Source organism: Flavobacterium sp., from assembly GCF_044373165.1.
Lineage (GTDB): Bacteria > Bacteroidota > Bacteroidia > Flavobacteriales > Flavobacteriaceae > Flavobacterium.
In genome coordinates, this window is sequence record NZ_JBILQL010000003.1 from 58,028 (window position 1) to 81,200 (window position 23,173).

A 23,173-nucleotide genomic window follows, 5' to 3' on the forward strand; every position below is an offset into this window, starting at 1 on the left:
AACGCACAAAGTTAAACAAATTAATGTTTAAAATGACGTGTTCCTGTAAATACCATTGCAACTTTATTTTCGTTGCAAAAATTAATGCTTAACTCGTCTTTTATAGAACCTCCGGGCTGAATAACTGCCGTAATCCCTGAGTTGTGAGCAATTTCCACACAATCCGGAAAAGGGAAAAAAGCATCACTGGCCATTACGGCTCCGTTCAAATCAAATCCAAACGAATTGGCTTTTTCAATGGCTTGTTTCAAAGCATCTACTCTTGAGGTTTGTCCGGTACCCGATGCTACTAATGTACTGTTTTTTGCTAACACTATCGTATTCGACTTGGTATTTTTGCAAATTTTTGAGGCAAAAAGCAAATCTGCTATTTCTTGCTCGGTTGGCTTAGTGTTAGTAACGTAAGTTAGCTGTGATTTATTGTCTGTGATGTTGTTTCTTTCTTGCACCAAAACACCGTTCAAACAGGTTCTCACATTGGTTTGCGGTAAAGCGGTTTCTTTTAAAACTAAAATAATTCTGTTTTTCTTTTCTGAAAGGATGGCTATGGCTTTCTCGTCAAAACTTGGCGCAATTACCACCTCGCAAAATAAGCTGTTGATTTCGTTGGCTGTACTTTCGTCAATCGCTCCATTGGCAATCAATACACCACCGAAAGCCGAAGTCGGATCACCAGCCAAAGCAGCCAAATACGCTTCTTTCATAGTGTTTCTGGTCGCTAAACCACAAGCATTATTGTGTTTCAAAATTGCGAAAGTCGGTTCGTTTTCCTTGAATTCTAATATCAAATTCACCGCGGCATCTACATCTAACAAATTGTTGTATGACAATTCTTTACCGTGTAATTTGGTAAACATAGCATCGAAATCGCCAAAGAAAAATCCTTTTTGGTGTGGATTTTCCCCGTAACGCAACACTTGACCTTTTTGTTCGCTGATTTTTAAAACTGCTTCTTCATGATTTTTGTTGAAATAATTGAAGATGGCAGCGTCGTAATGTGAAGAAACATTGAAAGCTTTGGTTGCTAACGTTTTTCTTTGCTCTAAAGTTGTTGTGCCGTTTTGTGTGTCCAACAAATCGAATAAAAATCCGTATTCATTTACCGAAGCCACAATTACTGTGTCTTTAAAGTTTTTGGCAGCAGCGCGAATTAAAGAAATGCCACCAATATCAATTTTTTCTATGATGTCAGCTTCACCTGCACCGGAAGCTACTGTTTTTTCGAATGGATACAAATCAACTATCACCAAATCAATTTGTGGAATTTGGTAATCAATCATTTGTTGTGCATCGCTTTCGTTGTCTTGACGGTTCAAAATACCGCCAAATACTTTAGGATGTAAGGTTTTCACACGACCTCCTAAAATAGAAGGGTAGGAGGTTACGTCTTCCACCGGAACTACAGGAATGCCGAGTTGATTGATAAACTCTTCGGTTCCGCCGGTAGAGTAAATAGTAACATTTTGCTCCTGTAATTTGCGAACAATCGGCTCCAAACCGTCTTTGGAAAAGACTGAGATTAATGCCGATTGGATTGTTTTTGTAGTGTTCATGTGTGTTGTGTTGTAAGTGTAAAAAAGTTGTTTAGTATAAGACCGCAAAAGTAGTTTTTTTAAAAGCAATATTCAAGTTTGATTTGTAACAATCTGTTGTTTTTTGACACAAATAAATCGAAACAAAAAATAATAGGGATTTCCATTAATTTTATGGAAATTTACCCGTAGATAAATCAACCCTATGTTACTTTATTTAAGACTGCTCAAAGAAAGTTTTGCTTTTGCCATGAATGCCTTGCGAAACAACAAACTAAGAACCATGCTTTCTTTATTGGGAGTAACCATTGGTATTTTTTCTATCATTGCGGTTTTGGCTGCGGTTGACTCTTTAGATCAAAAAATCCAAAGTGATTTGAGTACTTTAGACAAAAACACCATGTATTTAACCAGTATGTCTTTTGGACCAACCGATGTGCCGCGTTGGAAAAGAGAGCAGTTCCCCAATGTTACTTTTGAAGAGTATCAGTACATGAAAACGGCTATGAAAAATGTAGAAAACTCTTGTTTTCAGTATTTTACCACTAATCAAAATATCACTTTTGAATCAAGAACTTCAGAAAGTGTAAATATGGTGGTCGTGACATCTGAGTTTGTAGACATTCAGCGTATGGAGTTTTCTGAAGGACGTTTTTTTAACGAAGCCGAGTCTTATTCCGGTAAACAAGTAGTGGTTTTAGGGTATGATATAGCTCAAAATTTATTCGACGGATTTAGTCCTATTGGCAAATCGGTTAGAATGTACGGACAGAAATTTACGGTTATCGGTGTAACTAAAAAGAAAGGAAGTTCAGCAATTGAAATAGGCGGAGGTGATGATACGTCGGCTTTTTTACCGGCCACTTTTTTAAGAAGAATTTATGGCGACAACAATCCGCAAGCTTTACCGGTTGTTGTTATTAAACCCGAAAAAGGAACCGATATAGAAGCGTTAAAAAGTGATATTTCTCAAAAGTTACGAACTTACAGAGGCGTAAAGCAAGGAGATATTGATAACTTTTTTGTTAGTGTTTTATCTGGTTTAACCGATGTTATCGACGGTCTTTTGGGCAGTTTGAGAATTGGTGGTATTATCATCAGCTTTTTTTCTTTTTTAGTAGGCGGTTTTGGAATTGCCAACATCATGTTTGTTTCTGTTAAGGAAAGAACCAATTTAATTGGGATTCAAAAATCGTTAGGCGCCAAAAATAAATTCATCTTATTCCAGTTTTTATTTGAAGCCATTATTCTCTGTTTGATTGGCGGCGCTATCGGGTTGTTGATAGTATGGTTATTGGCTATGTTGTTGACGAACATTCTCGATTTTGAATTTGTACTGAGCTTCTCCAATATTATAATAGGAACGAGCTTGTCCGTTATAGTCGGACTCATATCCGGTATTTTACCGGCAATCTCTGCTTCTAAATTGGATCCGGTGGAGGCTATTCGGAGTGGAATGTAGTTGCGTTTATTTATAATTCAGCATAAAAAAAAAGACACAGTATGTAAAATTTTGTGTCTTTTTTTTTTGAGTTGATTGAGGTTATTAATCTCTGATGTCTTGATTTAAAATTAAATCCAAGTATAAATTGATTTTGTTCTTCAATTCTTTTCTGTGGGCAATGAAATCTAAGAAACCATGGTCTAAAACAAATTCTGCCGTTTGGAAACCTTCCGGTAAATCTTTTCCGGTAGTATCACGTACTACACGCGGACCGGCAAAGCCAATCAAAGCGCCCGGCTCCGAAATATTGATATCGCCTAACATAGCGTAAGAAGCGGTTGTGCCTCCGGTAGTAGGATCGGTACACAAAGAAATATAAGGGATTTTTGCTTCTGCCAATTGGGCTAATTTAGCCGAAGTTTTGGCCAATTGCATCAAAGAATAAGCGGCTTCCATCATACGGGCACCACCTGATTTAGAAATCATTACAAAAGGCGTGTTGTGTTTGATGGCATAATCAATACCACGGGCAATTTTTTCACCTACTACAGCACCCATAGAACCACCGATAAAGGCAAAGTCCATACAACAAACTACTAAATCTTTACCCTTAGATTTACCTACACCGGTGCGAACTGCATCTTTCAATCCGGTTTTGTCAATAGCGTCTTTTAAACGGTCGGAATATTTTTTAGTATCCACAAAGTTCAAAGGGTCTTTTGAAGTCATTTTCGCATCTAACTCTTTGAATTCGTTGTTGTCAAACAAAATCTCAAAGTATTCTTTACTGCCAATTCTAACGTGAAAATCATCTTCCGGACTAACCCATAAGTTTCTGGCCAATTCGTCTTGATCGATAATTTTTCCTGTTGGGGATTTGTACCAAAGCCCTTTCGGCACATCTTTTTTATTTTCAGTAGGAGTTTGAATCCCTTTTTCTGTTCTTTTAAACCAAGCCATAATTAAGTTAGAAGTTAGAAGTTGGAAGTTAGAAGTAATCACTCTTCTGTTCCAACACTATATTATTACTATTCTGTTTTTTCTACTTCGTACTTTGTACTTTGTACTTCGTACTTTATAAGGTGTTTACGTTATTCAAGTCGGCAAAAGCTTGCTCTAATCTTGTATTGAAAGTCACTTCTCCTTCACGAATCCATTTTCTTGGATCGTAGTGTTTTTTGTTAGGGGAATCGGCGCCTTCCGGACTTCCGATTTGGGTTCTTAAATAATCAATTTTTGAAGTCATATAATCTCGGATGCCTTCGGTAAAGGCAAATTGTAAATCCGTATCGATATTCATTTTGATTACTCCGTAAGAGATAGCTTCTCTGATTTCTTCCAAAGTAGAACCTGAACCACCGTGGAATACAAAGTCAACGGGGTTGTGACCTGTGTTGAATTTGTTTTGAACATAATCTTGTGAATTTTTCAAGATTTTCGGAGTCAATTTAACGTTACCCGGTTTGTAAACACCGTGAACGTTTCCGAAAGCTGCCGCGATAGTAAATTTAGGAGATACTTTCATCAATTCTTCATAAGCGAAAGCTACTTCTTCCGGTTGGGTGTATAATTTTGAACTGTCAACATCAGAGTTGTCTACACCGTCTTCTTCACCACCTGTAATACCTAATTCGATTTCTAAAGTCATACCCATTTTGCTCATACGAGATAGGTATTCTTTACAAATTTCGATGTTTTCATGTAATGGTTCTTCTGACAAATCAATCATGTGAGAAGAGAATAACGATTTTCCGGTTTCGGCAAAATGTTTCTCCGAAGCGTCTAGTAAGCCATCAATCCAAGGTAATAATTTTTTGGCACAATGGTCAGTATGCAAAATTACAGTGGCGCCATAAGCTTCTGCCAAAGTATGTATGTGTTTAGCTCCCGCAACTGCACCGGCAATGGCTGCTTTTTCTCCTGCATTTGAAAGTCCTTTTCCGGCATTGAATTGTGCTCCGCCATTTGAAAACTGAATGATTACAGGAGCATTTAATTTGGCGGCTGTTTCTAAAACACCATTTATTGTGCTTGATCCGATAACATTTACAGCCGGTAAAGCAAATCCTTTTTCTTTGGCGTAGTTAAAAATTGCTTGAACTTCGTCTCCTGTAGCTACTCCGGGCTTGATATTGTGAGCCATTGTTTTGTGTCGTTTTAAAAGTTAAGGTTACAAAAATAATAATTTCTGATTTTAGAAAGGGTAATTTATTCCAATATTTAAAACCGATTTATTAAAGCGCATTTCTTTAAACCATTTATCGTTAACAAACTCTGATGGGTTATAAGTTTTGAATCCTAAATCCAATCTGACAATAAAGAAATTAAAGTCATATCGGAAGCCGAAACCACTTCCGATGGCAATGTTTTGAAGCGATTGTATGCCCTCGAAAGTTGCCGCTTCGTTTTTAGAATTGTCCAATACGTTCCAAATGTTACCAATATCAGTAAAAAGTGCGCCGTTGAGTTGTTGGAAAATGTTGAAACGAAATTCAGCACTTAGGGCCAATTTCATGTTCGCTTCGTTAAAATCAAGGAAGCTTCCACTGGCGCCAGGTCCAAGACTATATGATTGCCAAGCCCTGTTGTCATTAGTTCCTCCCGCAAAATAACTTCGGGAAAACGGTACGTCTTCAGAGTTACCATATGGAATAGCAATTCCGGCAAAAACTCTGGTGGCAAAAACTTTCTTTCGACTCAAATCCCAATGTTTGATGTATTCAAATTCAGTTTTAAAATATTGTGAGAATTCAACATCCAAAAAGGTATTCGCTCCGTTTTGGTTTTGTAACTGTTTGGCAGCTCGTGCCAAAAAGGAAAGTAGGTTTCCGGCCGATTCTACTTTGGCTTTGAAGGCGTAAAATTCGTTGTCTAAAATGTCTTTTTTGGAAGTTTTGGTATAGGAAATATTAGTAGCAAAAATCAAGTTGTTTTCAATCAGTCTTTGTCTTCTTTCTACTATACTTAACAATGATTTGGCGTCTGCCAGCGAAAGCGAAACATTGCCGTTAGCGACATCATTCAAGAAGCCGTTGGTTCCTTCTTCAATGAATAATGTACCTGTTTCTGGATTAAAATAAGGAGAAGTAGCCGGTAAGTAATTTTGGGCTATTTCATTCAAAGTATTGTAAGACGATTGGTAAATGTTGAAATAGTTAGAAGGATTAAGGTTTTTTACAAACTGAATATTGATTAAGTCCAGCTTGAAGTTGGTATTTCTTTTGGGTGTCCAATTGTATGTTAAGGAACTGGTGAAATTTTGTTTGTCGAGACCGATATTGGTTTGCTTAGCATAACCTACACTCAAAGTAGTGAAAGGAATCATGGTTTTCGGAATGATTTTGTCTGTTTTGAACGGCAGAAAAATACGCGGAAAATTCAATTTGGCATCCACCCCAATTTCCGAGATGTTGAAGAAAGTATTATTAGGATTGGCCAAATCTTTGGAAGAGCCAATATTGCCTCTAAATCCTATTTCAAAAGTTTCTGCTCCGTTAAAAACATTTCGAATGCCTAAAAAAGTGTTTCCGGTAATCCCGAAATCCTGTATGTTTGAATGGGTAAAATCGGTCGAAAAACCAAAAGTGTATTTTTTTCTTGGGGTTAAATAAACATTGGCAATCAAACTGTTTTTTTGAGTTTTGTCTTCCACATATTGAATCAGTGGATAATTGAAAACTTTAAGATTACTCAAATACCTTGAAGTAATAGAAGACCTGAAATCGGAGAAATAATTGCCTTTGGTTACAAAAATCCCGTCAGTAATGGCTTTAGGACGGTATTTAAGTTTGTTGGTGCTGTAGAGTGTAAAATCGTTATACACCACACTATCTTTGATTGGCGCAGTAACATTTGTTGGGCTGTGATCAGTAAAAATATTGACTTTGCTGATTTTATACAATGCAAAAGGTTGCGTTTTTAAACTGTCCTCCACTCGAATAGATTCGTTTTCTATCACCAAATCAACATTGGCTACATTTGTCTTTTTTAAAGTATCGATGTCAAAAGTTACATAGTTTTGTTGGAATCGATAGGCGCCGTTGTTTCTGAAGTCTTCTGTAATTCGTTTTCTTTCTTCATCAAAAACTGCAGTTTCAAACTTTTGTTTTGATTTTAGCAAAGAGTTTTGTTTTTTGGATTGGTAAATTGAATCCAATGACGGACTCGAAATATAGCTTTTTAAGCTGTCTATGATGTAAGGCTTGCCGGTTTTAATGTCATACCGCAATTTTACTTTTTTATCACTAAGGGTATCAATTTTGAATTGTGTTGAAACGTCAAAATAGCCGCGATTAAAGTAATAAGAACGCAATCTTTTGAGGGATTTACGAGTACTGCTGGTGTCTAAAATTACGGGCGCTTCACCTGTTTTTCTTAAAAAGTTATCTATACCCGAATACAAGAAAGATTCTCCGAGACGCTTTACTTGTTTTTTGGATAACCATTTGGCTTTTCTGTAGTAACGCTTTGGATTTTGAATCATTTTGGCTTTGAATAGCGAATCTGATTTGGCTTTGGCCAAATTGTGAATGTTCAATCTAAGCGGAAATCCAAAAATAGCACTATTTTGTTTTTGGTACAATTGATTGAAAACATCCTCAGAATTGTCTTTTTTGTCATCAACATAGATGTCATTTTTGGTGAGGAGCTTTCTTCCGTCTGGAACTCTTTTAGTAGAGTTGCATCCAAAGATAATTAGTCCAATTAGAATAAATAGTAATATTTTTGTGAGACTCTTTTTCAAAAGGTGTATATATTTAATTCAAAAATACAGTATTTTATGGTTAGTAAAAACCAAATAAAATTAATTACAAGTCTTCAACAAAAAAAATACAGAAACGAGCATCAATTGTTTATAGCTGAAGGGGTAAAAGTAATACAGGAATTGTTGCAATCAAATATCATGCTTGAACATTTATTTGTAACCGAAAGTATTTTTGACACTGTACCGACTGCTCAAAAAACCATAATCAAAGAAGCCGATATGAAACGGATTTCGGCTCTCCATTCGCCCAGTTCCTGTTTGGCTGTTTTTCATATTCCGAAACAGAAAGAAGTTGTTAATAATGGACTCATAGTAGCTTTGGATGATATTAGAGATCCGGGAAATTTAGGAACCATCATACGCCTGTGTGATTGGTTTGGGGTAAAACAATTGGTGTGTTCAGAAGAAACAGTTGATGTTTTCAATCCTAAGGTAGTTCAGGCTACAATGGGTTCTATTACACGCGTTCAGGTGAATTATTTGGATTTGAATGAATTTGTGGCCCAAACGCCTTTACCGGTTTTTGGAACTTTTATGGATGGAAACAATATTTATAAGGAAACTTTGCCTTTTGAAGGTATTTTAATTTTTGGTAACGAAGCCAATGGCATTTCATCAGCCTTGGAGAAAAACATCAAAAACAGAATTGCCATCCCGAGATTTGGAGACCTTCAACAAACCGAAAGCTTAAATGTTGCTACTGCGACCGCTATATTTTTAAGCGAGTTTAGAAGAAATTCTTAATGGAAAGTAAAGTTGATTAAAACCGCACGGGTTTTTAACGATTCTATATTACCGGTCCAAGGACTGTTTGGATCGTCATCGCGAATCAGTTCATCATTAAAACCGAAAACACCACGGATAGAAGGTGAAAATTTAAAGTATTCAAAATACAAATCAATACCGAAACCAAAGGTGTAATTTTGAGTCCATGGCTTTACCCTGAATTTTTGTTCCAAGTTATCATCTTTAGACTTTGAATTGCTCGACAAATTCAAGGTTGTTCCTAAGCCACCTAACAAATAAGGCCTTACGTTTCCGGTTCGGAGCGAGGAAAATTTAAGCATCAAAGGAAAGTCTATGTAAGTAGCTTTTACTTCTCGAATGGCGTCTCTGTCGCTTGTAAACCCATCATAAGTTAAGGTTCGGCTGGCATAATATAATCCGGGTTCAAAACGCAATTCTAAATATTCATGGAGTCGTAAAACACCCACTAATCCTACATTAAAACCGGTATTGCCTTTGACATTGATATCTTGTCCCGGTACTTTGTAGTCGGTTTTAAAATCGAAAGTACTAAAGCCCAAAAAATAACCCCAATAAACTCTTTGCTTATCAAAATTCTCCAAGTTAATGATAGGATCTTTGGCAAAAGTACTTCTCCCGAATTGCGCTTGGGAAGCTGAAGTAATCAATATAAATAGGACAATTAACTTTTTCATGCTTTGGCTAAAGTACATATTTTATTTTTTGGTAGCGGTATATATTGTGGCTACACCAAAGGTTTGTGGCATGGCTTTACAGTCCATAAACGAAACTTTCCTTAAAATATTGTTTAAAGCTTCCCCAAACGGAAAATGACTGGCCGATTCCGAAAGATAACCGTAAGCGCTGTTGTCTTTGGAAAATAACTTGCCAACCAATGGCAATATCACTTTGGTGTGAAAAGCATACCCTTGTTTGAATGGAAATTTTGTTGGCACCGAAGTTTCTAAAATTACAAAAAGACCGCCGGGTTTGAGTACTCGGTAAATTTCTGCTAATCCTTTTTCTAAGGTTTCAAAGTTCCTGATGCCGAAAGAAACGGTAATGGCGTCAAAATAATTGTCGGGATAAGGAATGTTTTCACTGTCGCCAACCACCATCTCGATTTTGTCGGCTAAATTTTTTTGCAGTACTTTTTTCTTTCCAACATCCAACATGCCTACAGACAAATCCAAGCCAATGATTTTTTCTGCGGCTGTAGCTTCTGCCATCATAATGGCTAAATCTCCGGTTCCGGTGGCAATATCAAGAGCGTTTTTTGGGTTTTGGGCTTTGACCAAAGCAATGACTTTTTGGCGCCATTTCATATCAATTCCCAATGAAATTACTCGATTTAAACCGTCGTATTCACCCGAGATGTTGTCGAACATTTGGGTAACTTGTTCTTTTTTACCAAGGGTAGATTCTTTGTAAGGAGTGATTTGCTTTGACATTGTTGCAATTTTCTGCAAATATACGCTATTAAAGTACAGACTTGCAAAGTTCATTAATTTCAGCGCTTTGAAAAAGTAAAAATAAGTTCTTGAATAAACCGCTTTGTATACATTACTTCCTCAAATATGTTTGAAAGGTAAAAGCATAGTCATGTCGATCGTCTTTCGGATGGAATTCTTCAAAAACCAATTGCCATTGAGTAAAGTCGATTTCCGGGAAATAAGTATCGGCTTCAAAAGAAAAATGTACTTTGGTCAAGTCGAGTTTGTCGGCAACTTTGATTGATTGACGGTAAATTTCACCGCCGCCAATCACAAATACTTCTTCGGTTTTTGGGCAGACTTCGATTGCCTTTTCTAATGAATTAACTACTATACAGCCTTCCGGTTGATAGTTCGACTGGCGGGAAACAATAACATGAGTTCTGTTGGGAAGTGGTTTCGGGAAACTTTCAAATGTTTTTCGACCCATAATAATGTAATGTCCCGAAGTTAGTGTTTTGAATCTTTTAAAATCATCGGGCAGATGCCAAAGCAGCTGGTTCTCTTTTCCTAAGGCATTGTTTTCCGCCACAGCGGCGATTACTGTAATCATTATGGATTGGGTTTGGAATTTTCTAAGTCGTTTTTGAGTTGCTCTATTTTTTTATGTTGCTTCAACATGAGCTTATCTATTTGTGCCCGTTCCCAGTTTTTATTCATAAAACTATCGGTCACCAAAACCTTGATAAGATGAAATACAAATAGACAGCACCACAAACTGGCTACCCAAATCCACCAATTGGTTTCATCGTGATAAGAAAGCAAATGATTGGCCGCAAACAGAAATACACAGCCAATACCAAAAACTATAAAATGCTGAAATAAACGTTTTTTTTGCCTGATTCGGTCACGTGCGTACTCATATAATTCGTGTTGATTGGGCTCCATAAGACGAAATTTGTGCCTTAAAGGTAAAATTTATTTTTAAAATGGGAAAATCTGTTTTCGTGATAATGCATTACGAAACCGATTTCTTAATGGCGGATGTAAAATTTATAGGCATATAAATTGTAAATCTTCTTTTAAATGACTACACTTTTTACAAATCTCGTAAAAATAATTCGACTTGTAAAACCTATAAAAAAATCGCTTTACTTTGCCTCAGTAATCTATAAATGAAATAGTTATGGCTATCAAGAAACAAGTTATAAAAACAAAACCGGTTGTTAAAGTTACCTTTTCAATCGAAGCAAAAGAAGCAAATGCTGCAGCAGTTATCGGGGATTTTAACAATTGGAATCCGGCTGAAGGTGAGTTGTCTAAATTGAAAAACGGCACTTTTAAAGCAACTTTTGATTTACCCAAAGACAATTCTTTCGAATTTAAATATTTAGTGGACGGTTCTTATGTAAATGATCCACAGGCAGACAGTTATGCTTATAACGAATTTGCCGGTTCAGAAAATAGTGTTTTGGCACTATAGGTTTTAGTTTTGGTTAGGTAAAAATCCGTTTCGGTTTCGAGACGGATTTTTTTGTTTATACCGCTACTTGTCCTTTGATATGCGGATGCGGATCATAATCCAACAAAGTGAAATCTTCGAAAGTGAAGTCGAAGATGTTTTTCACTTCCGGATTTAAAATCATTTTTGGTAAAGGTCTTGGTTCGCGTGACAGCTGCAATTCTACTTGTTCGAAATGGTTGTTGTAAATGTGTGCGTCGCCAAAAGTGTGAATGAATTCGCCCACTTTCAATTCGCAAACTTGGGCAATCATCATCGTAAACAAAGCATAAGAAGCAATATTAAACGGTACACCTAAGAAAATGTCGGCACTTCGTTGGTACAATTGACAAGACAACTTTCCATCGGCGACATAAAACTGAAAGAACGCATGACAGGGTGGTAAAGCGGCTTTGCCATTGGCCACATTCTCTGCAAATGATTTAGAAGTATCCGGCAAAACGGAAGGATTCCAAGCCGAAACCAACATGCGTCGGCTATTAGGGTTGGTTTTTAAAGTGTCAATTAATTCGGTGATTTGGTCAATTTCTTCGCTGTTCCAATTGCGCCACTGATGCCCGTATACCGGACCCAAATCGCCGTTTTCATCAGCCCATTCGTCCCAAATTTTAACACCGTTTTCTTTTAAATAGCCAATGTTAGTGTCGCCTTTCAAAAACCAAAGCAATTCATAGATTATCGATTTTAAGTGCAGTTTTTTTGTGGTTACCATCGGAAAGCCTTCGCTTAAATCAAAACGCATTTGGTAGCCGAAAACACTTTTGGTTCCGGTTCCGGTTCTGTCTCCTTTTTGGCAACCGTTTTCTAAAACGTGTCGCATTAAATCGTGGTACTGCTTCATTTTTTATAGCTTTTAGCGTTCAGCGTTCAGCGTTCAGCTTTTAGCTAACTGCTAAAGGCTTATGGCTGATTGCTCTTTTATGATTCTCTTTTCGATATTTCGTCTCTAATCTTCGCTGCTTTTTCGTAATCTTCGTCTTGAACAGCTTTTTCTAAAGCTTCGTGCAATTCGGAAAGACTCATGCTTACATAAGTGTCACCGGCATTACCTTCGCTGTCTAATCCGAAAGTTTCCGGAGTTGATAGCACGCCATCATCTTCTGCATTTTGATTGTCAAGGTCAGCCGGATTGGTATTTAGGTAAATACCGGCTTTATCCAAGATGTTTTTGTAGGTAAAAATCGGAGCGTTGAAACGGAGCGCCAAAGCAATGGCATCTGAAGTTCGGGCATCAATGATTTCCTCTATTTTGTCGCGTTCGCAAATGATACTGGAGTAAAAAACACCGTCTACCAATTTATGAATAATCACTTGTTTAACCACAATATCAAATCGGTCGGCGAAACTTTTGAATAAATCATGGGTTAACGGTCTCGGGGGTTTGATTTCTTTTTCTAAAGCAATGGCAATAGATTGCGCTTCAAAAGCACCAATAACTATGGGTAATTTTCTTTCGCCGTCTACTTCATTTAAAATCAGGGCGTAAGCACCGTTTTGGGTTTGGCTATAGGATATTCCTTTTATGGTTAGTTTTACTAAACTCATTTAGATTCTAGATTGCTGATATTAGATTTTGGATTTCAGAATTGAAAATTAGACGAATAAGTTTCCAAAAGTTCAATACAATTCCCTTCTTAGCCCTGACAGCAACGGAAATCCTTTTTTTGGATTGCCCTGTAGCGGAAGCGGAAGGGAAATACACAAAAAGATTGCAGTGTATGGCAGGAATATGGACTGCAAAGTAACAAAAACTTTTCGCTTCTGAAAATGGATGAGATAAAAAAAGAGCCGTTAAAATTTTGTTTTCAACGGCTCTTTGATAAGTATTGTTAAAAGTTTAAGCGTTTTGGGCTTTGAACTCTTTTAGTTTTTGAGTTAAGCGAGGTAAAATATCGAAAGCATCACCTACAATACCATAATCGGCTACTTTGAAGAATGGCGCTTCTGCATCACTGTTGATTACCACTTTTACTTTTGAAGAGTTGATTCCGGCGATGTGCTGAATAGCTCCCGAAATACCTACAGCAATATACAAGTTGGTCGCTACCGGTTTTCCGGTTTGGCCAACGTGTTCACTGTGCGGTCTCCAACCTAAATCGGATACCGGTTTTGAGCATGCGGTGGCTGCGCCCAATACAGAAGCCAATTCTTCTAACATGCCCCAGTTTTCAGGGCCTTTTAAACCGCGACCTCCGGACACTACTACATCTGCATCGGCGATGGTTACTTTACCGGTTGTTTTTTCAACTGAAGCTACTTTCACATTGAAATCAGCTTCGTTCAAATGTGGAGCAAAATCTTCTTCAGAAGCAGAAGCTGCGCTTTCAAATACACCGTAAGAGTTTTTGGCCAAGCTTAATACTTTTACTTCGGTAGTAATTTCTGTAATATTGAAAGCTTTGTTAGAAAAGGCGGTTCTTTTAACTTGAAAAGGCGAAGTGCTTAGCGGTAGGCCTACTACGTTAGAAGCGAAGCCTGCATCTAAACCAACGGCCACTAACGGCGCCATGTATAAACTATCGGTAGTTGAAGACAACAAAATTACTTTAGCACCTTCTTTTTGTGCCGCTTGTTTTACAACATCGGCATATGCTTTCGCATTAAAGTCACCTAATTTATCATTGGTAACTTTTAATACTTTGTTTACACCGTATTGTGATAAATCTGATACATTTCCTGCGTTTACAGTTACAGCAGTAACTGATGTTCCTAATGATTCGGCTACTTTTTTAGCATAAGACGCCAATTCAAAAGCAACTTTTTTGAATTTTCCGTCGGCCGATTCTGCGTATATTAATACTGACATAATTTTTATTTTTGTGTCTTAAAGTTTTAATGTCTAAAGTCATAAAGAAAATACTTCTTTCGACTTTCGACTTTTGACATTCGACTTTCGACTGTTAGATAACTTTTGCTTCGTTGTGTAGTGCATTTACCAATCCGTCTAAATCGTCAGCGGTAAATAATTTCACAGCCGATTTAGGAGCCGGTTTTTCAAATTTTACTGCTTTGGTGTTTACATTGGCACCAACCGGTTCTAAAACAGTTAATACTTTTGTTCTTGCTGTCATAATACCGCGCATGTTGGGAATGCGTAAGTCTTTTTCTTCAACCAAACCTTTTTGACCTCCAATAACCAAAGGTAAAGCAGCAGTAATAGTTTCTTTTCCACCATCAATTTCACGTGCGGCTTTGGCTGAATTTCCATCTACAGTCAATTCGGTGCAAGAGTTTACAAAGTTGTAGTCTAATAAACCGGCTAACATACCGGGAACCATTCCACCATTATAATCTAAAGATTCTTTTCCGCAGATTACTAAATCGTAAGCACCTTGTTTTACGACTTCGGCTAATTGTTTGGCTACAAAGAAACCGTCAGTAGGCGTAGCGTTTACACGAATGGCTTCATTAGCACCTATGGCTAATGCTTTTCGCAAGGTAGGCTCAGTATCAGCGCCACCAACATTCACTACGGTAACATTGGCTCCTTGCTGTTCCTGGAACCAAATGGCTCTGGTTAGTCCGAACTCGTCGTTAGGGTTGATTACGAATTGTACGCCATTGGTGTCAAATTCCGCATCACCGTTAACAAAGTTGATTTTTGAAGTAGTATCAGGCACGTGACTGATGCAAACTAATATTTTCATTGTCGTGTTTATTAAGTGAATTTTTTTCTGACCGTAAAAGTATAAAATATATTTTTAATTTTTATATGCGTGCATAATATTTTTTCAAATTTCAATCGATTTCGTAGCGGGTTAAAATTGGCTTGATGAATTTGACATCTGAAGGAACAGTTAATTAAGCTTCAGAAATGTTTTTTAATCGTATTTAATTTTTATTTTTGCCTTTCAAAAATTACAGACAGTAACACAAACCGAAATATGAGAACGATACAATTTAGAGAAGCAGTTGCCGAGGCGATGAGTGAAGAAATGCGTCGCGACGAGTCAGTTTATTTAATGGGTGAAGAAGTGGCCGAATACAATGGTGCTTACAAAGCTTCTAAAGGAATGTTGGATGAGTTCGGTGCTAAAAGAGTAATTGATACTCCAATTGCAGAGTTGGGTTTTGCCGGAATAGCAGTAGGTTCGGCTATGAATGGTTGCAGACCTATAGTAGAATTCATGACATTCAATTTCTCTTTGGTCGGAATTGACCAAATTATTAACAACGCTGCAAAAATGCGTCAAATGTCTGCCGGACAATTCCCAATGCCGATGGTATTCCGCGGTCCAACCGCTTCTGCCGGTCAATTAGGGGCTACACACTCTCAAGCGTTTGAGAATTGGTTTGCCAATACGCCGGGCCTTAAAGTGGTTGTACCTTCAACACCTTATGATGCCAAAGGATTATTGAAATCGGCTATACGCGATAATGATCCGGTGATTTTTATGGAATCGGAGCAAATGTACGGTGACAAAGGCGAAGTGCCGGAAGAAGAATACACACTTCCGTTAGGAGTAGCTGATATCAAAAGAGCCGGAACGGATGTAACCATTGTTTCTTTCGGTAAAATTATCAAAGAGGCTTTTGCCGCTGCCGATGAATTGGCCAAAGAAGGTATATCTTGTGAAATCATCGATTTGAGAACCGTGCGTCCAATGGATTACGATGCTATCATCAATTCTGTTAAGAAAACAAATCGTTTGGTTGTTTTAGAAGAAGCTTGGCCTTTTGCCAGTGTAGCTTCTGAAATTACCTATATGGTTCAGGAAAGAGCTTTCGATTATTTGGATGCGCCTATCCAAAGAATTACAACAGCAGATACACCGGCTCCTTATTCACCAACCTTGTTGAAAGAATGGTTGCCAAATGCCGAAGATGTAATAAAAGCGGTGAAAAAAGTAACCTATAAATAGACTGATTTGATTCCCTAAGACAGTTTAGATTGTAAGAAGTATAAAAAAATCTAACATGTTTAAAATGTCAAAAATCTAATTGTCTAAATAACTATATTTGAAACTTCATCTTACAAAATTCGATGAAGTTTTTTTTTGCTCATGAAAAAGATATTTACGTTACTTGTTCTCTTTTTGGCTTGTGGTCTTTCGGCCCAAACCAAGGTTAGTGGTATTGTACTCGATAACACCAACCAACCGGTACCTTACGCCAACATCGTTTTCAAAGGCTCTCAAATTGGAGTAGTTTCCAATGAAGACGGCCGATTCTACATAGAAGCACCGGATACTTACACCGCTATTATTGTTTCTTTTGTTGGATTTCCCGACAAAGAAGTGAAATTGCCGAAGTTGGTTAATTACGATTTTAAAGTCATTTTAACCGAAGGCAATGCGCTTAAAGAAGTGAAGATTTATGCCGGAAAAACTTCTAAAAAAGACAATCCGGCCTTAGATATTTTGCGTAAAATATGGGAACGCCGGCGTAAAAACGGTTTGAAAATGTTCAAACAATACCAATACGAAAAGTATGAGAAGGTAGAATTTGATATGAATACCATCGACAGTGCTTTCATGAAAAACAAACTCTTCAAAGGCATGGAGTTTGTCTTCAAAAACATAGACACGTCCAGCGTTACGGGTAAAACCTATTTGCCGATTTTTATCAACGAATCGCTTTCGGATTTTTACGGGGATAATGAAGCCAAGAAGACCAAAGAAATCCTCAAAGCCAATAAAAATTCGGGCTTAGGAAACGGCGATGGTGTAAATATGTTTATCAAAGACTTGTACAATGATTTTGATGTATACGATAACTATCTGAACTTTTTCGATAAGAGTTTTGTGAGTCCGTTATCGCGTACCGGAATAGATGTATATAATTATGTATTAACCGATACGGCTTTTATTGACAACAAATGGTGTTACAATATTGTATTTTATCCGCGTCGTAAAAACGAACTGACTTTTAAAGGCGATTTCTGGGTTAACGATTCCACTTTTGCCATCAAAACCATCAATATGGCGGTAACCAAAAGCGCCAACATCAACTGGGTAAAAGACATTTATATCGAACAGGAATTTGAAGTATTAAACGATTCAGTTTTCTTGCCGACTCGTGATTATATGATGTCGGATTTCGCTCTTCGCAAAAAAGAAGAATCCAAAGGCGTTTACGGCAAAAGAACCACTTTGTACCGCAATTTCAAATTCGATGAAAAAAAACCTGAGAAATTTTATAAAGAGGAAGTCAATTATATAGACAATTCAGTTTATGCTAAATCCGATGACTACTGGGAAGAGAATCGTTTTGAGCGACTCAACAAAGATGAGGTTGGAATTTATAAGATGATTGACACTTTAAAAACGGTCAAGCGTTTCAAACAAATGTACAGCTTGGTTTCAATTTTAGGAAGCGGTTACATCGAAATACCTAAATGGAAATTAGACTACGGACCCATATTTTCTACAGTTGGGTTCAATGAGGTAGAAGGTTGGCGACTAAGAGCCGGCGGAAGAACCTATTTCGGGCCGAATGATCTGTGGAGAATTCAAGCTTATACTGCGTATGGTTTCGACGATAATAAATTTAAATACGGCGTATCCGGGAAATGGATGGTGGACAAGAAAAACCGCATCATCATCTCAGGAGGAAACAGAAGAGATGTAGAGCAAATTGGCGCCAGTTTAACCACGACCAATGATGTTTTAGGCAGAAGTTATGCTTCTTCAGGTTTGTTTACAACCGGTGCTAATGGCAAGCTAACCAATATCAATTTGAGTACTTTGGCAATCGAAATGGAACCGATGAAGAACTTCATTTTCCAACTGGGGTTTTCCTATCGAACTTTAGAGTCAGCTTCGGATACTTTTAGTTTAAATTACTTTACCGATGATACTTTCACTACAACCGCCAGCGAGGTAAAACAATCAGAGTTGAACTTGCAAGTGGAATTCACGCCTAAACGAAAAACCATCGGTTACGGTGTAGAACGTCGTGAAATAGACAGTCCGTACAGCCGCTTCTTTATCAATTACAGTCAAGGTTTCAAAGGCTTTATCGACAGCGATTTTGATTACCAAAAAATACAATTGTACTATAAGCAACCTATTGTTATTGGTCCGTTAGGACGTTCTAATTTTACCATGGAATTAGGAAAAACTTTCGGTCAAATACCATTAGGTTTAATGAGCGTGGTTCCGGGAAACCAAACGTATTTCATTATTCAAAATACTTTCAGCAACTTGAATTTCTACGAGTTTGTAGCTGATGAGTATGCTACTTTTCAATGGGAACACAATTTTAACGGAAAGATATTTGCTCGAATTCCGGGCATCAGAAAATTGAATCTTAGAGAGATTGTTGGTGTTAGAGGTGTTTACGGAACGGTCTCAGAGGAAAACAGAGCCATCAATGCCTCAGGCTTAGTTTACCAAGCGCCGGAGAAACCTTATTGGGAATATAGCGCCGGAATCGGAAATATTTTTAAAGTGTTCCGTTTGGATTTTGCTTGGCGAGCCAATTACAGAAACATTCCGGATACCGACAACTTTACAATCAAAGGATCATTCGGATTCTATTTCTAAAATGGAGCCGGCGATTGCCTTTTTGATAGAAAATGACCCCGTTTTTCACGGTTTGTACCAACAATACGGTAAACCTTTTATTCCATCCAGACCTGAAGGTTTTCAAACCCTTTGCAAACTCATTTTGGAACAACAAGTTTCCATAGAATCGGCTCGGGCTTGCTATCTTAAAATTGAAAATGTTTTAGGCCAAGTTTCTCCAGAATTTATACTGTCAGCATCAGAAGAAACCCTTCGCGCTTGTGGTGTAAGTAGACAAAAAAACACTTACCTCAAAGCTTTGGCAACAGCAATAATTGATAAAAGTTTGCTGTTGGAATCTTTTTCTGAAAAACAGCCTGATGAGGTCAGAAATGAATTAATCAAAATTAAAGGAATCGGTCATTGGACGATCGATGTGTATTTGATGTTTTCATTGCAATCACCCGATATACTTCCGATAGGTGATGTAGCCGTAGTCAATACCATCAAAGAGCTTTACGGTTTGGAGCAAAAAGATGCTATGCTCGAAATAGCAAAAAAATGGCAACCATACCGAACCATGGCTACCTACTTTTTGTGGCACCATTATTTGGTAAAACGAAACCGTCAATTTATTTTTTAACGAAACGATAGATTTTGTCGGTTGCCCAATGGTGATTGATAAGGATAAAGCACAACAACAATGTCAAAGAGTAAACCGCATTGAATCGGAAACCCGTGTAGATGTATATTGACATTAAAGTTTGACCCAACAATACCGCTAAGACTATTGCAAAAGCTTTGTCGCGTTGGGAATTAAAATCAAACTTTTTTCGGCTGATGATTCTGGCTAAAAGTTGGCTAAAAGTTACCAAATACAATATTCTGAAGACTACCGACAGACGCTCAAAAAAGCCGGCTTTTGGCTTTTCAGGAAAAGGATTAAAATTGGATTTTAATTTTTTGAAAGCAATGTTAATTTGCTCCGAAAAGGATAAACTTTTGATGAAATTCCAAGTGCCTTTTTGATACAGCTGACTGTATTCCAAAACGCCTTTACCACTTTCTTTCAAGTCAGTAGGATTGACATACTTTAAGTTCAGACTTTCATCGGCTAAATCACCGTCAACATTGGTAAAATCGGTTATTACCTTTTCATTCCATCCTTTGGCAAAGGTTGCGCCTTGGGAAGCGGTTAAATATAATCCTTTATGAAAAACAACAGCATTTCGAATGGGCCACGACAATACAATTACACTGAAAAGAATACCATGTATGAAACACTTTTTGAGATTATTTTTGACATTACATAAAAGGTAAATGCAAAAAAGTGTCACCACAAAAAAAACGGAAACCGGATGGCTTAGTACTGTTAATCCGGCTATGATAGGGATAAGGATATGATAAGACTTGTCTTTTCGTAGATCTAAAAAGAGAAAAGTAAGTAGTAAAGCCAATACCGCTGTGAAACTTTCCGACAGAAATGTAGCTGAATATTTGAGGTATTGAGGCTCTATAAGAAGCAATAATAAAACCCCGAAAAATACTATGGAGTAGTTGTTTTTTTTGCTGAAAAACCAAATGATACTGATTAATGTTAATGTTTCAAAACCAACTTTAAGAAATAACAAGACAAGTGGGTTTGAAGTGATATAAAAAAACAACGATAAGGTAAAAGGCCAAACCGGTGGGCGCCATGTAGCAGATTCGTTAGCTATTGAAGTGCTGTTGTCTGCATAGCTTTGAAATTCGCTGATATTTTTGGCAATTTTAAAATAATGACCGGCATCACCGCTTTTTGAAATAGTTGTTTCGCTGAAGTCACCATTGTGAAAAGTATTGAAGAGAAAGTACCCTTTGACCAAAAGGACAAATCCCATTATAAGCCAAAACAGCAATGTATTTCGAGAGACAACAATCATTTAAAAAAACGATATTTTAAAATACAGTAGATAGCTCTGAATCCATCTTTCCAGCCTATTTTTTTTCCTTCTTCAAAGGTTCTTCCGTAATAACTGATGCCAACTTCATAAATTCGAATGCCGGGTACTTTTGAAATTTTGGCGGTCACTTCCGGTTCAAAACCAAATCGGTTTTCTTTTAAGGTAAGCGATTTGATGATGTCTGAACGAAACATTTTATAACAAGTTTCCATGTCGGTTAAGTTCAAATTGGTCATCATGTTACTCAAAAAAGTAAGGAATTTATTCCCGATACTGTGCCAAAAGAATAAAATGCGATGCGGTTTTCCACCCATGAACCGACTGCCGTAAACCACATCGGCTACATCATCAACTATAGGCTTTAATAATATATTGTATTCATTCGGATCATATTCCAAATCGGCATCCTGAATGATAATTACTTCTCCGGAAGCATTTTTAATTCCGGTATGCAATGCTGCACCTTTGCCTTTGTTTACAGAGTGTTGAACAAAGTTAATATTTAGCGACGGATTGTTTTTAATATAATTTTCTACACTTTCTGAGGTGTTGTCAGTACTGCAGTCGTTTACTATAACAATCTCTTTTTCAATGCTGTTAAGCAAAGAAACCGCTTTAACCTTGTCCAGTATTTTGTAAATAGTTGGCCCTTCGTTATAAGCCGGAATGATGATAGAAAGCGTTTTAATGTCCATGAAGTACTGAAATATTTTTTCAAAAATAGTTTTTTTGTATCACTACACAATATTTTAAAACCTCAAATAAAAAAAGAGGCTGTAAAAATCATGTATACCAATTGAACTAATATTCATTCGTGATATTGTTTTTTTTTGTTAAAGTTTTGTTACTTTTGCGACCGATAAAATTTATAACAAAAATTATATTTATGGAATCAATGATGATTTATGTGCCGATAGTTATGGCGATAATTGGTCTGCTTTTTATGGCAGCAAAAAGAGCTTGGGTTTTGAAGCAAGATGCCGGAGATGGTAAAATGAAAGAGATTTCAGATTACATCTACGAAGGTGCTTTGGCTTTCCTTAAAGCAGAATACAGATTGTTAGCTGTGTTTGTACTGATTGCCAGTGCTGTATTGGCCGGAATTTCTTTTGTAGTTCCTACTACACATATATTAATTGTAGTGGCCTTTATTTTTGGAGCTGTATTTTCTGCATTAGCCGGAAATATGGGGATGAAAATCGCTACTAAAACCAATGTAAGAACAACACAAGCCGCTCGTTCCAGCTTACCACAAGCCTTAAAAGTATCTTTTGGCGGTGGAACAGTGATGGGATTAGGCGTTGCAGGTTTAGCCGTATTAGGTTTGACTGGTTTCTTTATTATTTTCTTCCGTTACTTCATGAATGGGGTTTGGACTTCTACCGAAGACATGACTATCGTTTTAGAAACGTTAGCCGGTTTCTCTTTAGGAGCGGAATCTATCGCTTTGTTTGCTCGTGTGGGTGGTGGTATTTATACCAAAGCGGCTGACGTTGGTGCCGACTTAGTAGGTAAAGTTGAAGCAGGAATCCCTGAAGATGATCCAAGAAATCCTGCTACTATTGCAGATAACGTTGGAGATAACGTAGGTGACGTTGCGGGTATGGGTGCCGATTTATTCGGTTCTTATGTGGCAACTGTATTGGCTGCGATGGTTTTAGGGAACTACGTAATTAAAGATATGGGCGGAAAAATCGAAGACGCTTTCGGTGGAATTGGTCCTATTTTATTGCCAATGGCAATCGCCGGTTTCGGAATCTTATTCTCTATCATCGGAACGATGTTAGTTAAAATATCAAGTGATGACGCTAAAGAAAAACAAGTACAAGGAGCATTAAACGTTGGAAACTGGGTTTCTATCATTTTAACAGCAGTATCTTGTTTCTTCTTAGTGCAATATATGTTGCCTGAAGTTATGACTATGGAATTCTTCGGTGAAGGCGCACAACAAATCTCTTCTATGAGAGTGTTCTACGCTACTATCGTTGGATTAGTAGTAGGTGGAGTTATCTCTTCTGTTACGGAATACTACACAGGTTTAGGTACAAAACCGGTTTTGGCTATTGTACAAAAATCTTCAACTGGTGCAGGAACTAACGTAATCGCAGGTTTAGCTACTGGTATGATTTCTACTTTCCCAACCGTATTATTATTTGCCGGTGCTATCTGGGCTTCTTATGCTTTCGCTGGTTTCTACGGTGTGGCTTTAGCAGCTTCAGCTATGATGGCCACAACGGCTATGCAATTAGCCATCGACGCTTTCGGACCAATCTCTGACAACGCAGGCGGTATCGCTGAAATGAGTGAGTTGCCAAAAGAAGTTCGTACAAGAACAGATA

Annotated in this window: 21 protein-coding genes; 7 read left to right on the forward strand and 14 right to left on the reverse strand. The window is 37.5% G+C overall.

Annotation, left to right across the window (positions count from 1 at the left end):
• Positions 1-20: 20 nt before the first annotated feature.
• The gene (purH, locus tag ACIQ32_RS01045) at positions 21-1,553 is read right to left on the reverse strand and encodes a bifunctional phosphoribosylaminoimidazolecarboxamide formyltransferase/IMP cyclohydrolase (RefSeq protein WP_396193792.1); all 1,533 of its coding nucleotides are present in this window, start codon (positions 1,551-1,553) and stop codon (positions 21-23) included.
• A 184-nt stretch (positions 1,554-1,737) separates the two neighbouring features.
• Between purH and ACIQ32_RS01050 the strand changes: the two genes are divergently transcribed.
• Positions 1,738-2,994, forward strand: a complete 1,257-nt coding sequence (locus ACIQ32_RS01050; RefSeq protein ID WP_396193793.1) for an ABC transporter permease — start codon at positions 1,738-1,740, stop codon at positions 2,992-2,994.
• 84 nt (positions 2,995-3,078) lie between these two features.
• Here the strand turns inward: ACIQ32_RS01050 and accD are convergent, their stop codons facing one another.
• The 3 genes from accD to ACIQ32_RS01065 form a co-directional block, all read right to left on the reverse strand.
• Complete coding sequence (accD, locus tag ACIQ32_RS01055; protein ID WP_396193794.1) at positions 3,079-3,936, reverse strand: acetyl-CoA carboxylase, carboxyltransferase subunit beta; 858 nt, start codon at positions 3,934-3,936, stop codon at positions 3,079-3,081.
• Positions 3,937-4,051: 115 nt separating this feature from the next.
• On the reverse strand, positions 4,052-5,119 hold the full coding sequence (gene fbaA, locus ACIQ32_RS01060; RefSeq protein WP_396193795.1) for a class II fructose-bisphosphate aldolase: 1,068 nt from the start codon (positions 5,117-5,119) through the stop codon (positions 4,052-4,054).
• A 51-nt stretch (positions 5,120-5,170) separates the two neighbouring features.
• A complete protein-coding gene (locus tag ACIQ32_RS01065) occupies positions 5,171-7,720 on the reverse strand; it encodes a BamA/TamA family outer membrane protein (RefSeq protein ID WP_396193796.1) in 2,550 nt (849 codons plus the stop codon).
• A 36-nt stretch (positions 7,721-7,756) separates the two neighbouring features.
• Between ACIQ32_RS01065 and ACIQ32_RS01070 the strand changes: the two genes are divergently transcribed.
• The gene (locus ACIQ32_RS01070; RefSeq protein ID WP_396193797.1) at positions 7,757-8,485 is read left to right on the forward strand and encodes a TrmH family RNA methyltransferase; all 729 of its coding nucleotides are present in this window, start codon (positions 7,757-7,759) and stop codon (positions 8,483-8,485) included.
• On the opposite strand, the gene ACIQ32_RS01075 is transcribed toward ACIQ32_RS01070, so the two are convergent.
• The 4 genes from ACIQ32_RS01075 to ACIQ32_RS01090 form a co-directional block, all read right to left on the reverse strand.
• A complete protein-coding gene (locus ACIQ32_RS01075) occupies positions 8,482-9,183 on the reverse strand; it encodes a porin family protein (RefSeq protein ID WP_396193799.1) in 702 nt (233 codons plus the stop codon). The genes ACIQ32_RS01070 and ACIQ32_RS01075 overlap by 4 nt on opposite strands.
• A 21-nt stretch (positions 9,184-9,204) precedes the next feature.
• Positions 9,205-9,939: a bifunctional demethylmenaquinone methyltransferase/2-methoxy-6-polyprenyl-1,4-benzoquinol methylase UbiE gene (gene ubiE, locus ACIQ32_RS01080; RefSeq protein WP_396193800.1), complete on the reverse strand. Its 735-nt coding sequence runs from the start codon at positions 9,937-9,939 to the stop codon at positions 9,205-9,207.
• A gap of 112 nt (positions 9,940-10,051) precedes the next feature.
• On the reverse strand, positions 10,052-10,534 hold the full coding sequence (locus ACIQ32_RS01085) for a dihydrofolate reductase (RefSeq protein ID WP_396193801.1): 483 nt from the start codon (positions 10,532-10,534) through the stop codon (positions 10,052-10,054).
• Positions 10,534-10,869, reverse strand: a complete 336-nt coding sequence (locus ACIQ32_RS01090) for a 2TM domain-containing protein (protein ID WP_396193802.1) — start codon at positions 10,867-10,869, stop codon at positions 10,534-10,536. The genes ACIQ32_RS01085 and ACIQ32_RS01090 overlap by 1 nt, the downstream gene beginning before the upstream one ends.
• A 238-nt stretch (positions 10,870-11,107) precedes the next feature.
• Here ACIQ32_RS01090 and ACIQ32_RS01095 point away from each other — a divergent pair, with 238 nt between their 5' ends.
• A complete protein-coding gene (locus ACIQ32_RS01095; RefSeq protein WP_396193803.1) occupies positions 11,108-11,404 on the forward strand; it encodes an isoamylase early set domain-containing protein in 297 nt (98 codons plus the stop codon).
• A gap of 55 nt (positions 11,405-11,459) precedes the next feature.
• Here ACIQ32_RS01095 and ACIQ32_RS01100 read toward each other — a convergent pair whose 3' ends face one another.
• From ACIQ32_RS01100 to ACIQ32_RS01115, 4 genes are all read right to left on the reverse strand, one after another.
• Positions 11,460-12,284, reverse strand: coding sequence for a thymidylate synthase (locus ACIQ32_RS01100; protein ID WP_396193804.1), 825 nt, complete (start codon positions 12,282-12,284; stop codon positions 11,460-11,462).
• Positions 12,285-12,361: 77 nt separating this feature from the next.
• Positions 12,362-12,988 (reverse strand): bifunctional nuclease domain-containing protein, encoded by a 627-nt coding sequence (locus ACIQ32_RS01105; protein ID WP_396193805.1) that lies wholly within the window; start codon positions 12,986-12,988, stop codon positions 12,362-12,364.
• A 292-nt stretch (positions 12,989-13,280) separates the two neighbouring features.
• The gene (locus tag ACIQ32_RS01110; RefSeq protein WP_396193806.1) at positions 13,281-14,249 is read right to left on the reverse strand and encodes an electron transfer flavoprotein subunit alpha/FixB family protein; all 969 of its coding nucleotides are present in this window, start codon (positions 14,247-14,249) and stop codon (positions 13,281-13,283) included.
• A 94-nt stretch (positions 14,250-14,343) separates the two neighbouring features.
• The gene (locus ACIQ32_RS01115; protein ID WP_396193807.1) at positions 14,344-15,090 is read right to left on the reverse strand and encodes an electron transfer flavoprotein subunit beta/FixA family protein; all 747 of its coding nucleotides are present in this window, start codon (positions 15,088-15,090) and stop codon (positions 14,344-14,346) included.
• 210 nt (positions 15,091-15,300) lie between these two features.
• On the opposite strand from ACIQ32_RS01115, the gene ACIQ32_RS01120 reads away from it, so the two are divergent.
• The 3 genes from ACIQ32_RS01120 (at position 15,301) to ACIQ32_RS01130 (ending at position 19,534) form a co-directional block, all read left to right on the forward strand.
• On the forward strand, positions 15,301-16,305 hold the full coding sequence (locus tag ACIQ32_RS01120) for a pyruvate dehydrogenase complex E1 component subunit beta (protein WP_396193813.1): 1,005 nt from the start codon (positions 15,301-15,303) through the stop codon (positions 16,303-16,305).
• Positions 16,306-16,446: 141 nt separating this feature from the next.
• Positions 16,447-18,930 carry a DUF5686 family protein gene (locus tag ACIQ32_RS01125; protein WP_396193808.1) on the forward strand — a complete coding sequence of 828 codons (2,484 nt, stop codon included), beginning with the start codon at positions 16,447-16,449 and terminating at the stop codon, positions 18,928-18,930.
• A 1-nt stretch (position 18,931) separates the two neighbouring features.
• Positions 18,932-19,534, forward strand: coding sequence for a DNA-3-methyladenine glycosylase family protein (locus ACIQ32_RS01130; RefSeq protein ID WP_396193809.1), 603 nt, complete (start codon positions 18,932-18,934; stop codon positions 19,532-19,534).
• Here the strand turns inward: ACIQ32_RS01130 and ACIQ32_RS01135 are convergent.
• Together ACIQ32_RS01135 and ACIQ32_RS01140 are read right to left on the reverse strand one after the other, a co-directional pair.
• On the reverse strand, positions 19,524-20,813 hold the full coding sequence (locus tag ACIQ32_RS01135) for a glycosyltransferase family 39 protein (protein ID WP_396193810.1): 1,290 nt from the start codon (positions 20,811-20,813) through the stop codon (positions 19,524-19,526). The genes ACIQ32_RS01130 and ACIQ32_RS01135 overlap by 11 nt on opposite strands.
• On the reverse strand, positions 20,810-21,529 hold the full coding sequence (locus ACIQ32_RS01140; RefSeq protein WP_396193811.1) for a glycosyltransferase family 2 protein: 720 nt from the start codon (positions 21,527-21,529) through the stop codon (positions 20,810-20,812). Before ACIQ32_RS01140 ends, ACIQ32_RS01135 begins: the two co-directional genes overlap by 4 nt.
• Positions 21,530-21,720: 191 nt before the next feature.
• On the opposite strand from ACIQ32_RS01140, the gene ACIQ32_RS01145 reads away from it, so the two are divergent.
• Positions 21,721-23,173, forward strand: a 1,453-nt coding sequence (locus ACIQ32_RS01145) for a sodium/proton-translocating pyrophosphatase (RefSeq protein WP_396193812.1), incomplete at its 3' end; no start/stop codon positions are given.

Coding starts and splice junctions, on each gene's coding strand:
- purH (WP_396193792.1), bottom strand. CDS start 1,553: ATGAACACTACAAAAACAATCCAATCGGCATTAATCTCAGTCTTTTCC.
- ACIQ32_RS01050 (WP_396193793.1), top strand. CDS start 1,738: ATGTTACTTTATTTAAGACTGCTCAAAGAAAGTTTTGCTTTTGCCATG.
- accD (WP_396193794.1), bottom strand. CDS start 3,936: ATGGCTTGGTTTAAAAGAACAGAAAAAGGGATTCAAACTCCTACTGAA.
- fbaA (WP_396193795.1), bottom strand. CDS start 5,119: ATGGCTCACAATATCAAGCCCGGAGTAGCTACAGGAGACGAAGTTCAA.
- ACIQ32_RS01070 (WP_396193797.1), top strand. CDS start 7,757: ATGGTTAGTAAAAACCAAATAAAATTAATTACAAGTCTTCAACAAAAA.
- ACIQ32_RS01075 (WP_396193799.1), bottom strand. CDS start 9,183: ATGAAAAAGTTAATTGTCCTATTTATATTGATTACTTCAGCTTCCCAA.
- ubiE (WP_396193800.1), bottom strand. CDS start 9,939: ATGTCAAAGCAAATCACTCCTTACAAAGAATCTACCCTTGGTAAAAAA.
- ACIQ32_RS01085 (WP_396193801.1), bottom strand. CDS start 10,534: ATGATTACAGTAATCGCCGCTGTGGCGGAAAACAATGCCTTAGGAAAA.
- ACIQ32_RS01090 (WP_396193802.1), bottom strand. CDS start 10,869: ATGGAGCCCAATCAACACGAATTATATGAGTACGCACGTGACCGAATC.
- ACIQ32_RS01095 (WP_396193803.1), top strand. CDS start 11,108: ATGGCTATCAAGAAACAAGTTATAAAAACAAAACCGGTTGTTAAAGTT.
- ACIQ32_RS01100 (WP_396193804.1), bottom strand. CDS start 12,284: ATGAAGCAGTACCACGATTTAATGCGACACGTTTTAGAAAACGGTTGC.
- ACIQ32_RS01105 (WP_396193805.1), bottom strand. CDS start 12,988: ATGAGTTTAGTAAAACTAACCATAAAAGGAATATCCTATAGCCAAACC.
- ACIQ32_RS01110 (WP_396193806.1), bottom strand. CDS start 14,249: ATGTCAGTATTAATATACGCAGAATCGGCCGACGGAAAATTCAAAAAA.
- ACIQ32_RS01115 (WP_396193807.1), bottom strand. CDS start 15,090: ATGAAAATATTAGTTTGCATCAGTCACGTGCCTGATACTACTTCAAAA.
- ACIQ32_RS01125 (WP_396193808.1), top strand. CDS start 16,447: ATGAAAAAGATATTTACGTTACTTGTTCTCTTTTTGGCTTGTGGTCTT.
- ACIQ32_RS01130 (WP_396193809.1), top strand. CDS start 18,932: ATGGAGCCGGCGATTGCCTTTTTGATAGAAAATGACCCCGTTTTTCAC.
- ACIQ32_RS01135 (WP_396193810.1), bottom strand. CDS start 20,813: ATGATTGTTGTCTCTCGAAATACATTGCTGTTTTGGCTTATAATGGGA.
- ACIQ32_RS01140 (WP_396193811.1), bottom strand. CDS start 21,529: ATGGACATTAAAACGCTTTCTATCATCATTCCGGCTTATAACGAAGGG.